Here is an 11,946-nt window from a genome sequence, read left to right as displayed (position 1 = left end):
ACGGCAAGCTTGTGTCCATCCGGAGGCCCGCCATGGACACAAGCCGGGCCTTGACGTGATGCTCCGGAAAAGGATAAACAAAGGTCTAACCGTTCGGCGTCAGGTATCAAGTTCCATTGGCAATGACGCCGGCAGACATCTGTTGGAGGGCTGCATGAAAAAAATTCTTGTTCTGCACGGGATCAACCTGAACATGTTCGGCAAGCGCGATGCAGCCCATTACGGGACCATCACTTCGGCCGAGATCGACGCCCGCATCGCCGCATGGGCGACCGGTCTCGGCGTCGAGGTCGAGTGTTTTCAAACCAATAGCGAAGCCGACATGGTCGAGCGCATTCACCGCGCCCACGGGGAACAGGTCGCCGCCGTGGTCATCAATGCCGGTGCCTGGACCCATTACAGTTACGGCATTGCCGACGCGCTTGGCATCCTCAACATCCCCATCGTGGAGGTGCACATGTCCAACATCCATGCCCGTGAAGCGTTCCGCCAGCATTCGGTCATCGCCGCGCTGGCAAAGGGGCAGATTTGCGGGTTCGGCGCAGAGAGCTATCATCTCGGCCTGCTCGCGGCCGCAAGCCTGATCCAGGACAACGACTGACACCTTCACGGCGCCGTATCCGTACCGGCGGAAAAACGTTCCCCCTGAAAAACAAATCCTGTTGTTTCATTGCAAAGGGCCCCCGTCCATAGACGGGGGCCCTTTGCAAAAATCACGGCGGTAACCCCTATCAGAGCAGCTGGTTCACCGCATCGATAGCGGCCTGGTAATCGGGTTCCTCCACGACCTTCCTGATCAGCGTCAGGGGATTGCCTTTAAATGTCACCAGTCCTGTGCGTTCTTCGGGCATGGATGCACTCCTTTGAATGGGTTGAGTCGATTTATCAGGAGTATCGCATGTGCATGCATCGTCAAACAGTTCAGGCGAACAGCGGGGGCGACGATTCCTGTCAGGGGCCTTTTTTTCCGCACAATCCGCAGCGGCTGCAACCGGGACCGCAGGGCGGGGTCGGTTCGCCGCGCCGGGCGCGATCGTATTCGGCCCGCAGGAAGCTGCGCGGCACCCCCTGATCGATGATTTCCCAGGGCAGCTTTTCATCTTCGGCGCGTTCCCTCGTCACGTAAAATCCCGCGTCGAGTCCTTCGCGGCGGCAGGCCGCAGCCAGGGAATCCCCTGCGGCCAAGTGCGGCAGCAAACGGCCAGTGCGGCGATCGCCACGGGACAGCAACGCCTGAAGTTCCGAGGACTTGAGGGATTCACAGATGAGGCTGGTGTTGGGCATGCGCCCGACCTGGCGTTTCAGATACTGCAGCTTTTTTTTGAGGGACGCGATCGGTTCCATGGCCGCCCACTGCAACGGCGTGAACGGTTTGGGAATAAACGGATTGACGGACAAGGTCAGGTTACCGAGTCGGCCCCGCCGGCGTCCGGCATCGAGCCATACCCGCCGGATGTCTTGCGCGAGCCGCAGCAGGCTTTCAATGTCCTCAAAGGTTTCGGTGGGCAGGCCGATGAGAAAATAGAGTTTCAGATTGGGAATGCCCCCTTCGGCGATAAGACGGGTGGCGGCAAGAATCTGTGCCTCGCTGAGCCCCTTGTTGATAAAATCGCGAAGCCGCTGACTGCCGGCCTCGGGGGCGATCGCCACGGTACGGTGACCGGAGGCCGCCATCGCTTCGATATCACCGGCCGTCAGCGAATCGATGCGCACGCTGGCCACCGAAATCTGGCCGCCAGCCTGAAGAATCTGCTGAGCGATAGCGTCGATTTCACTATGATCGGCAACCGCCGGGCTTACCAGCCCCACCCGTTGCCGGTTCGCCAGGCCCTCCTCGATGATGGGCCGCAAACCGGCAGCGGAGCGCTCGCGAGGCGGCAGGTAGATATAGCCGGCCGCACAAAAGCGGCATTTGCGGGAGCAACCGCGCGACACCTCGACCAGGGTCATATCGCCGAACTCGGTATCGTCGGCATAGACGCAGGTGCGGCTGGGATGGTCGTCAAGGCGTCGCAGCCATTGGCGCCGGACATGTTCGAGAGCCCCCGCGCAGGGCACCATGCTGGCAAGGGTTCCATCCTCGGTGTAATTCACCCGGTACAGGGAAGGGACATAGATCCCCGGCAGCCGGGCCAGATCGGCCAGCATTGCCGCCCGGGTTTCGTCCGTCCGGCGCAATCTGTCCAGAAACGGGGCCAGCAGAACCTCGGCTTCACCGACGGCAAAACAATCCATGATGCCCGCCAGCGGCTCCGGATTCAGAAACGCACAGACGCCGCCGCACAGCACCAGAGGATATTTATCCTGCCGCTCCTCTGCGAACAGCGGCATGCGCGCCAGCCCGAAGATGTGCGGCAGGTTGAGATAATCGTTTTCGAAGGAGAGGGAAATGGCGACGAGGTCAAACTCTTCGAGAAACCGCCCTGATTCCAGAGAAAACAACGGATAGCCGGTTTTGCGATGTTCCGCCAGATCTTCGAGGTCCGGCAGAAAAAACCGCTCGCACAGCGCATCGTCGCGCCGGTTGATCCACTCGTAGACGGTCTGGAACCCCAGGTTGCTCATGGCCTGATGGTAGACATTCGGGTATATCAGAGCCACCGCCAGTCGCCCGCCCCATGGCCTGGAGGGCAGCCCGCGCTCGGCAGCCAGGCGGCGCTGTGCTTTGTCCAGAAGCTTTCGTGACATGCATTTCTCCCGAAACGACAACAAGCGGGAAGCGATCTTCCGCCCGTTGTGGTGATGCCCGGCGCTGTCCATCGGCACCCATGCGTCGGAGCGGCTATCTTAATCCAGAGCGGTTCTGGTGAAAACCCGAAGCGTAAGAATCGAAGGACCTTCGTGGAAAAGCATGCTTCGGTGATCGCGACCTCGGCAAAAACCTTGAAGCCGGCAGCTTGAAAAAACGGGGGAACCGTCTCAGGCTCCCCCGTCTGGGAATCATCGGATACTACAAATTCTGGGAACAGCGACCCACCGCCTGCCGGCATCACCGACAGACCCCGACCGGCGCGTTCGGAAAAGCGGACACAGGGCGGAGATCCCCGCATCCGGCCGATCCGGACCTGACGCGTCTGGGCCGATGGCCGACCGGATCAGTCGACCCGCTTGCGCATAAAGGTAGGGATGTCGTACTCGTGCTCATCCCCGAGCGTGGTGCGGAACGCCTTTGGCGCCTCTTTCTGCCGGTCACGGATGAAGGTCGGCAGATCACGGTCGACCTTGTCGAGTCCGGCGATGGCCCGGCTGCGCAAGTCCTCGACGTTGCGGCGCCCTTTTTCGAAGGAATCGCCGAAACCGGTCGCGATGGCGGTGATCTTGATGCGGTCGCCCATATCCTCATTGATCACCAGGCCGATAATGATGTTGGCCTCTTCGTGCACCTTGTCATGGATGATGCTGGAAGCTTCGTCGAACTCCTCCATGGTCATGTTGGAGGATGCGGTGATGTTGACCAGCACACCCTTGGCGCCGGAGATATCGATATCCTCCAGCAGCGGGCTGCTGATGGCTTTCTGGGCGGCTTCCGCGGCACGGCGCTCGCCTTCGGCAAGACCGATGCCCATCATGGCCATGCCGCGCTCGCTCATGACCGCCTTGACATCGGCAAAGTCGACGTTGATCAGGCCACTGGTCGTGATCAGCTCGGAGATGCCCTGCACCGCCTGTCTGAGCACGTCGTCGGAGGGCTTGAAGGCATCGAGAATGCTGGTGTTTTTACCGGAAAGACCGAGCAGGCGGTCGTTTGGAATGACAATCAGGGAATCGACCACGTTTTTCAGGTTATCGATACCCTGCGCCGCCTTTTTCATGCGCTGCTTGCCTTCGCGGCTGAACGGCTTGGTCACCACCGCCACCGTCAGAGCACCCTGCTCCTTGGCGACTTCGGCGATGATCGGAGCCGCCCCGGTACCGGTCCCCCCCCCAGGCCAGCAGCGATGAACACCATGTCGGCACCTTCCAGGATCTCGGCCAGGCGCGAACGGTCTTCCTCCGCCGCGTCACGGCCGACCTCGGGATTGGCGCCGGCGCCGAGGCCTTTGGTCAGCTTGCCGCCGATCTGCAGTTTGACCGGTGCGCGGCTTTTACGCAACGCCTGGGCGTCGGTATTGGCGGCCACGAAATCGACCCCTTCCAGCTCCGCCATGATCATGGTGTTGACGGCATTGTTGCCGCCGCCACCGACGCCGATCACCTTGATTTTTGCGGTCTGGTCGATGTTTTCATCGAATTCGAACATGATATGATCCGACATAAATCCCTCCGATTCCCTTGTAGACCGGATCTCTCCGTAACCCGGCCGCGTTGATTAAAGCGCTGCCCCGCCGTGCTCAGAAAAACTCCACAAACCATTCCTTCATGCGACGGAAAACCCGATCGAACAGGTTATCCGTGCTCGCTTTGTTGAACTTGGGCGCACCGCCGCAACGCGCCCCGTATTTGATCAGACCGACCCCGGTGGCATAAATGGGCGAGTTGACCACATCGGTCAGGCCGCCGATGCCCTGCGGCAAGCCGCGGCGCACCGGCAGGTTGAAAATCTGTTCGGCCATTTCCGGCATGCCGGGCAGGATGCAACTGCCCCCGGTCAGCACGATGCCGGAAGCGAGCAGATCCTCCAGGCCGCTCTTGATGATTTCACGCTGCACCAAGGTAAAGATCTCCTCGACCCGCGGTTCAAGAATTTCGGCCAGCAGATGCCGTGACAGGATGCGCGGTTCACGCCCCCCCACCGAGGGCACCTCGATGGTTTCATCCTTGCCGACCATCGAGGTCATGGCGCAGCCGTATTTCTGTTTGATCACCTCGGCTTCCGCCATGGGGGTGCGCAGCCCGACGGCGATATCGTTGGTCAGATGGTTGCCTCCCAGCGACAGCACCGAGGTGTGCTTGATGGCTCCGTCCACAAAAATGGCAATATCGGTGGTGCCGCCGCCGATATCGACAATGGCCACGCCGAGATCCTTTTCGTCCGGAGACAGCACCGCTTCGGACGAAGCCAGCTGTTCCAGCACGATATCGGCCACTTCCACATCGGCTTTGTAGCAGCTGCGCACGATATTCTGGGCACTGGCGGTGGCCGAAGTCACGATATGCACCTTGGCTTCAAGGCGCACGCCGCACATGCCGAGGGGGTCGAGAATGCCGTCCTGGTCGTCGATGATATATTCCTGCGGCAGGGTATGGATGACTTCGCGGTCCATGGGGATGGCGATAGCCCTGGCCGCGTCGAGCACCCTGCGGATATCGTCATGGGTCACTTCCCGCGTCTTGATGGCGATGACGCCCTGGGAATTGAATCCGCGGATATGGCCTCCGGCGATACCGGCATACACGCTGTCAATCTTGCAGTCAGCCATCAGTTCGGCATCGTTGAGAGCCTTGCGAATCGCCTCGACGGTACTTTCTATGTTGATCACCACGCCCTTGCGCAATCCGCGCGAAGGGCTGGTGCCAATGCCGACGATATCCAGACCTTCTTCGGTCTGATGGCCGACAATGGCGCAAATCTTGGTGGTGCCGATATCCAGGCCTACGATCAGGCTGTTTTTGTTATTGCTCATGTGCGTGCCTTCCCCCTTGGTATCTAACCCTTGCCTCTTGCCTCGCCGGTTTCCAGCTTGACGATAACCCGCCGCGCGACATTCAGGTCGATGTAATCGATGATCCCCAGCCGTGTTGCCAATTGGGGAAAAATTTTCTCGAGGCGATCCAGCTTGGCACTGAAACCATCGTGTCCCAGGCGCACCGGCACGCCGCCTTTGCAAGTATAAAGCGTAATGCCGCAGGTGTCGTCAAGTTTTAATTCGGAAACGTCCGCCGGCCTGAATACCTTGCGGTGCTCCAGTTCTTCCAGCAGCCGGATCGCTTCGTTGAGTCGCTGCAGGGTCGCATCCCTGTGCTCCAGCAGCGCCTGGCGCTCGATGCCGGAAATCACCGGAAAATTCAGACCATCGCCCCGTTCCAGGCGCTTGAAGATCTGCCCCGAAGCGTCAACGTAATACAGATAGTCGAGACGCACGATAGCTTTCGGGGTGCGCTCCTCGACCCGGATGACGAGTTGATCGGGAAACATGCGCCGCACCCTGGCCTCGGCGATCCAGGGATTTTGCTCGATGCGCCGGCCGATACGTTGCAGATCGAGTTCGAAAATATTGGCTCCGGCACGGACATCCGAAAGGGCGAGTATTTCCTTGCCGGGAATCCGGCGGTTGTTCTCCACCCGGATGTTCTCGATCCGGAAAAAATCGGAAGAGGACAGCGTCTGGCCGGCAAAGCGGGCGCCGGCAACCACCAGCGCCGCGCTGGCCAAGGTCAGGACAATCAAAAGTCCGCCGGTCAACAGGCGGCGCCAGGGAACAACCCGGCGCGGCTTCCTGAAATGATTGCCTTTGCCCTTGGAACGCCGCTGTTTAGGGGGGGCCATATTCACCATGCTCACCTACCCTCTCCGGAAAATGTCTGGCTGAAGCAAGCTATTTCCTCAGAGCGGCACCTTCGAGAATGCGCTCCACCAGTTCATCGAAAGACAGACCGGCGGCCTGGGCCGCCTTGGGCAGCAGACTGGTTTCGGTCATACCCGGAATGGTATTGACCTCCAGACAGTAAAAATCCGTATCGGTCACCATGAAATCGACCCGCGCGGCGCCCTGGCAACCGACCGCCCTGAAAACCCTGACGGCGGCTTCCTGCAGTGCCAGATAAGTCGCCTCCGGCAAGGGTGCGGGCAGCAGATATTCGGTTTCACCCGGCGTATACTTGGACTGGTAGTCGTAAAATCCGCCCTTGGGTACCACCTGGATCACCGGCAACGGCTGACCATCGAGAACGCCCACTGTCACTTCGGCACCGGCAATGAACTGTTCCACCAGCACCAGGTCATCGTGCCGGAAAGCCTCCGCCAGACCTTCCTCCAGAGCGCGCCGGTCGTTGGCTATGCTGATGCCGATGGTGGAGCCTTCCCGGGCCGGCTTGACCACCAGGGGATAATCCGGCAGGTTGTCCGCAATAACATCGCCCTGGCGCAGCTCCGCAAACGCGGGGGTAACGATGCCATGGTAACAGAGCATCTTCTTGGTGGCCACCTTGTCCATGGCCAGGCTGGAAGCGAGCACGCCACTGCCGGTATAGGGAATGCCACATAGTTCCAGCAATCCCTGAACGGTGCCGTCCTCGCCGAAACGGCCATGCAGGGCAATGAATACCACCTCGGCACCGGCCCGCTCCAGTTGAGCCGGAAGATCCCGCCCGGCATCGATTTCAACAATCTGATAACCGCAGCGCTGCAATGCCTGACCGATGGCGCGGCCGGTGCGCAGCGATACGTCCCGCTCCGCCGAAAGTCCCCCCATTAATACCGCAATCTGCTTTTGTTTCAATTCCTGGCGCTGCATTTTGTCTCCCATTTCTGTTTGGTCGGGGACCCGCAAGGGCCGTCAGGCGTCGCCCACCACCTGTACTTCCGGTTCAAGCAGGATGCCGGTTTGTTCCCGGACTATTCTCTGAATCTCGGCGATCAGGGCCAGCACGTCCGAAGCCCTGGCGCCGCCGCGATTTACAATGAAATTGGTATGTTTTTCCGAAACCTCGGCATTGCCCACCGCGTACCCCCGCAGTCCGGCCCTGTCGATGAGTTTCCAGGCCTGCTCGCCTGGCGGGTTTTTGAACACCGAACCGGCGTTGGGCTTGCCGACGCCCTGCGCCTTGCGCCGGTTCTGCAGGCGGCTCTGAATGCGCTGCTCCAGCCATTGCGGGTCCGCGGGCTGAAACCGCAGCAGCGCCGCGGCGACAATCCGCCCATGCGGTAGCGCTGCCCGGCGGTAGCCCAGGTCGAGGCGTGCCGCGCTGCAGATTTCGATACCGTCCGGTCCGGCCAGAGAAACCGTCTCCAGAACTCCGGCGATGTCCTGGCCGCCAGCCCCCGCGTTCATGGCCACCGCACCGCCCACGGTCGCCGGAATACCGGCGAGATCTTCCAGACCGGCAAGACCCTTCCGGGCACAGGCGCGGACCAGGCGCATGAGCGGCAGGCCGCCGCCAACCCTGACCCTGCCTTCACCCAGGAATTCCGAATCGCGCAAGGCGCCTGTATGAATCACCGCGCCGCGAAAGCCTCCGTCTCTTATCAGCAGGTTGCTGCCGGTTCCAAGGGGCAGCCAGGGCACATCGACCCGCGCCAGAAGCCGCAGCGACGCCAGCAGTTCCGTCTCGTTTCGCGGTGCGATGAAAATATCGGCGGGGCCACCAATGCGCCAGGTGGTGTGGCGGCGCAAAGGTTCGCCGACCAGCACCGGTCCCTGCAGAATGTCGCGCAATTCGGCGGCCAGAAAATTCATCTCAGCCTCGCTGCTTGAGCCATTCGGCCAAAGTTTCGCCAACCTGCCAGACATTGCCGGCCCCCAGGGTCAGCACCAGGTCGCCAGGCTTGACAACCTGTTGCAGATGCGCCATCACCGCCTCGGCATCCGGGCAGAAATGGACCTCGCGATGACCGTGTCCGGCGATACCCTCGGCCAGCAGGCGGGCCTCGACCCCGGGAATCGGAGTCTCGCCGGCGGCATAGATATCCATCACCACCAGATAATCCGCCTGATAGAACGCGGTCACGAATTCATCGAACAGCGCGTGGGTGCGGCTGTAGCGATGCGGTTGGAACACCGCGACAATGCGGCGGTTCCACCCGGTACACGCAGCGGCCAGGGTCACCTTGATCTCGGCGGGGTGATGGCCGTAATCATCCACCACCATGATGTCCTGCCCCTGGTATTTGGGCTGGAAGCGCCGCTGCACACCGCAGAAATCGCGAAAGCCTTCGGCGATCCGGTCAAAAGGGATTTCCAGTTCGCGGGCGACGGCCACGGCAGCCAGCGCGTTGAGCACGTTATGCCGCCCCGGCATGCGGATCGACAACTGCCCGAGGCGTTCGCCCTGATAACAGACCGTAAAGGTGGTCCGCTCTTCCTGATGGCAAACATCCAGTGCGTTGTAATCGGCCTGGGTAGTCATGCCATAGGTGACGAAACGCTTGCGCACCTGGGGGATCAGGGACTGCACGTTGGCATCGTCAAGACACAGCACCGCCACGCCGAAAAAGGGAATTTTGTTGATGAAGTCGACGAAGGTCTGCTTGATCTGATCCAGGTCGGCGTAATAATCGAGATGATCCGCGTCGACATTGGTGACCACGGCAATGGTCGGCGACAGCTTGAGAAACGAGCCGTCCGATTCGTCGGCTTCGGCAACCAGAAACTTGCCCTGTCCGAGTTTGGCGTTGGAGCCGATGGAATCGAGCCGCCCGCCGATCACCACGGTCGGGTCGATGCCGGCCCGGGACAAAACGGTGGAAACCATGCTGGTGGTCGTGGTTTTGCCGTGGGTGCCAGCCACCGCGATGCCATATTTCATGCGCATCAGTTCTGCCAGCATTTCCGCACGCGGAATCACCGGGATCAGCCGCCGGTGGGCTTCGACCACTTCAGGGTTTTCGGGCTTGACGGCTGTCGAGGTCACGACCACATCCGCTTCTCCGAGGTTTTCGGCAGCATGCCCATAGGCAATGACACCGCCAAGATCGGTCAAGCGGCGGGTGATCTCGGTTTCCCGGAGGTCTGAACCGCTGACCCGATAACCAAGGTTAAGCAGCACCTCGGCGATACCGCTCATGCCGATGCCGCCGATACCCACAAAATGTATGGTGCGAATTTTTCCGTACATAAACCGAATATTGACTTTCCCCGCTCAGAGCGGTGTTAAAAAACCGGTCAGTGTCTGTCGTACACGGAGCGACAAACGTTGAGAATGCGGTCGGCGGCCCCGGCAATGCCCAGCGACCTGGCCGCTGCCGCCATGTTCATCAGTTGCGAACGATTATCGAGCAAATCGCTGACGAGGCTCGCCAGGTGTTCGGCGGTCAGATCAGGTTGCGGCAGAACCAGCGCCGCCCCCTTTCTGGCCATCGCCCGGGCGTTGATGGTCTGGTGATCCCCGGCCGCATGCGGATAGGGTATCAGAATCGCGGCCCGCCCGCAGGCCGCCAGTTCCGCCAGGGTGGTAGCGCCGGCGCGGCACACCACCAGGTGCGCCCGGGTGTAGGCGGACGCCATGTCGTCAATAAAAGGCACCACGGTTGCCTGAGGCCAGCCGGCCTCCGCATAGCCCTTTTGCACCCGCTGCAAATCCTCGGAGCCGGTCTGGTGCACGATCGTCAGCCTCTGCCGCCACCGGGAGAGCAACGGCAGGGCCGCCAGCACCGCGTCGTTGATGGCGCGGGCGCCGCGACTGCCGCCGAAAATCAGCAGTTCGGGCTGGTCGCCGCCGGGTGGAGAACTGGCTTCCATACCCTTGCGCAGGGGATTGCCGGTAACGATGGTGGTGGCGCGATGGAAGGCCCGCTCCGCTTCTGAAAAAGACAGGCAGACACAGCGTGCCCAGCGTCCCAGCAGGCGATTGGTCAGCCCCGGCCAGGCATTCTGCTCATGAATCACGGCGGGAATGCCCTTGAGCCGTGCCGCCACCAGCAGAGGCGCCGAAGCGTAGCCGCCGACACCGAGCACCACGTCGGGCCTGAATTCCCGCAGGATGCGCAATCCCTGCCAGACACTCCGTACCAGGCAGGGGACCATGCCGAGCTTGCCCAGCAGACCCCGATTGACAAAACCGCGGATATCAATAAACCGCAGCGGCATGCCAAGGGCGGGAATCACCCGGGCCTCGATGCCGCGCGTGGTACCGACAAACAGTACCTGTGCGGTCGGATCCTGTTCGATAAGCCGCTGCGCCAACGCCACGGCCGGAAACAGATGTCCGCCGGTACCTCCACCTGCCAGCAGCAGTCTCATGCCCGTCCCTCCTTGACCTGACTCGAGACATTCAGAAGTATGCCCACGGCGACCAGCGAAGCGACCAGACTGCTGCCGCCATAGGAAAGAAACGGCAATGCAAGTCCCTTGGTCGGCAACAACGAAGTCACCACTGCCATATTGGTAAACGCTTCGAGCCCCAGCAGCAGGGTCAGACCGAAGGCAAGATAGCGGCCGAAATCATCGGGCGCCATCCACGCAATGCGCAATCCCAACCAGACCAGCACCAGAAACAGCAGCGCAATGGTCAGCACGCCGATGAAGCCGGCCTCTTCGCCCACCACCGAAAAAATGAAATCGGTATGCGCCTCGGGCAAAAAGAACAGCTTCTGCTGACTCTGTCCGAGGCCCTGCCCCTTCCAGCCACCGTTGGCAAATGCGATGAGGCTCTGGGTTATCTGAAACCCCTCGTCGGAGGGGTATTTCCAGGGATCCATGAATGCCATCATGCGGCGCCGGCGGTAATCGACCCGCCAGATGGCCACATACAGGGCCGGCAGCGCCGGCAGAATGGAGAGCAGCAGGTGCCGGAGGCAACTGCCGGCGATCAGCATCATCCCCATCGCCACCGCCCCCATGGTCATGGCGCTGCCGAGATCCGGCTGCAGCATCAGCATCAGCAGCATCATGCCCAGAATGACCAGATAAGGCAGCACGCCAAGCTTGAAAGTGCGCAGGTTCTTTTCCGGCTTGCGGGCCAGCGAATGCGCCATGAACAGCACCAGAGCCAGCTTGGCCAACTCCGACGGCTGCATGGTGAAACCGGCTATGCGGATCCAGCGGGCGGCGCCGCCGGCGGTGGATCCGATACCTGGCACCAGCACCAGGGCAAGGCCGATGGTGCTGACCAGCAATCCCAGAGCGGCGAACTTCCGCAGCCGATGGTAATCGCAGCGCATCAGCCCGACCAGCAGCAGCATGCCGAACAGGGCATAGGCGCCCTGCCGCTTGAGGAAATAGAAACCGTCCTTGTAATGTTCCGCCGCCATAATGGAGGAAGACGAATAAACCATCAGCACACCGATGGCGGTAAGTACCGCCGTTACCGCCAGCAGCCAATAATCGTATCCGCCACGCTCGGTCATGC

Annotated in this window: 9 protein-coding genes and 1 pseudogene; 1 reads left to right on the top strand and 9 read right to left on the bottom strand. The window is 61.1% G+C overall.

The window, feature by feature from the left end:
* Nucleotides 1–154 precede the first annotated feature (154 nt).
* The gene (gene aroQ, locus A6070_RS04345) at nucleotides 155–601 is read left to right on the top strand and encodes a type II 3-dehydroquinate dehydratase (RefSeq protein ID WP_072288130.1); all 447 of its coding nucleotides are present in this window, start codon (nucleotides 155–157) and stop codon (nucleotides 599–601) included.
* Between the two features lie 350 nt (nucleotides 602–951).
* Here the strand turns inward: aroQ and A6070_RS04340 are convergent, their stop codons facing one another.
* The 9 genes and pseudogenes from A6070_RS04340 to ftsW form a co-directional block, all read right to left on the bottom strand.
* Nucleotides 952–2,688: a radical SAM protein gene (locus A6070_RS04340; protein ID WP_072287219.1), complete on the bottom strand. Its 1,737-nt coding sequence runs from the start codon at nucleotides 2,686–2,688 to the stop codon at nucleotides 952–954.
* 407 nt (nucleotides 2,689–3,095) lie between these two features.
* A pseudogene (ftsZ, locus tag A6070_RS16675) lies at nucleotides 3,096–4,240 on the bottom strand (cell division protein FtsZ).
* A gap of 91 nt (nucleotides 4,241–4,331) precedes the next feature.
* Complete coding sequence (ftsA, locus tag A6070_RS04330) at nucleotides 4,332–5,564, bottom strand: cell division protein FtsA (RefSeq protein ID WP_072287218.1); 1,233 nt, start codon at nucleotides 5,562–5,564, stop codon at nucleotides 4,332–4,334.
* Nucleotides 5,565–5,587: 23 nt separating this feature from the next.
* Nucleotides 5,588–6,436, bottom strand: a complete 849-nt coding sequence (locus A6070_RS04325; RefSeq protein ID WP_235605495.1) for a cell division protein FtsQ/DivIB — start codon at nucleotides 6,434–6,436, stop codon at nucleotides 5,588–5,590.
* A gap of 40 nt (nucleotides 6,437–6,476) precedes the next feature.
* Complete coding sequence (locus tag A6070_RS04320) at nucleotides 6,477–7,394, bottom strand: D-alanine--D-alanine ligase (protein WP_072287216.1); 918 nt, start codon at nucleotides 7,392–7,394, stop codon at nucleotides 6,477–6,479.
* Nucleotides 7,395–7,436: 42 nt separating this feature from the next.
* A complete protein-coding gene (gene murB / locus A6070_RS04315; RefSeq protein ID WP_072287215.1) occupies nucleotides 7,437–8,336 on the bottom strand; it encodes a UDP-N-acetylmuramate dehydrogenase in 900 nt (299 codons plus the stop codon).
* Nucleotide 8,337: 1 nt separating this feature from the next.
* On the bottom strand, nucleotides 8,338–9,714 hold the full coding sequence (gene murC / locus A6070_RS04310) for a UDP-N-acetylmuramate--L-alanine ligase (RefSeq protein ID WP_072287214.1): 1,377 nt from the start codon (nucleotides 9,712–9,714) through the stop codon (nucleotides 8,338–8,340).
* Between the two features lie 47 nt (nucleotides 9,715–9,761).
* Nucleotides 9,762–10,838, bottom strand: coding sequence for an undecaprenyldiphospho-muramoylpentapeptide beta-N-acetylglucosaminyltransferase (gene murG, locus A6070_RS04305; RefSeq protein ID WP_072287213.1), 1,077 nt, complete (start codon nucleotides 10,836–10,838; stop codon nucleotides 9,762–9,764).
* Nucleotides 10,835–11,944 carry a putative lipid II flippase FtsW gene (ftsW, locus tag A6070_RS04300; RefSeq protein WP_072287212.1) on the bottom strand — a complete coding sequence of 370 codons (1,110 nt, stop codon included), beginning with the start codon at nucleotides 11,942–11,944 and terminating at the stop codon, nucleotides 10,835–10,837. Before ftsW ends, murG begins: the two co-directional genes overlap by 4 nt.
* Nucleotides 11,945–11,946: the final 2 nt, after the last annotated feature.

It is taken from the genome of Syntrophotalea acetylenica (genome assembly GCF_001888165.1).
Taxonomy (GTDB): Bacteria; Desulfobacterota; Desulfuromonadia; order Desulfuromonadales; family Syntrophotaleaceae; genus Syntrophotalea; species Syntrophotalea acetylenica.
The sequence above is the reverse complement of the archived record's forward strand: the minus strand, read 5'-3'. Positions and strand labels throughout refer to the sequence as shown.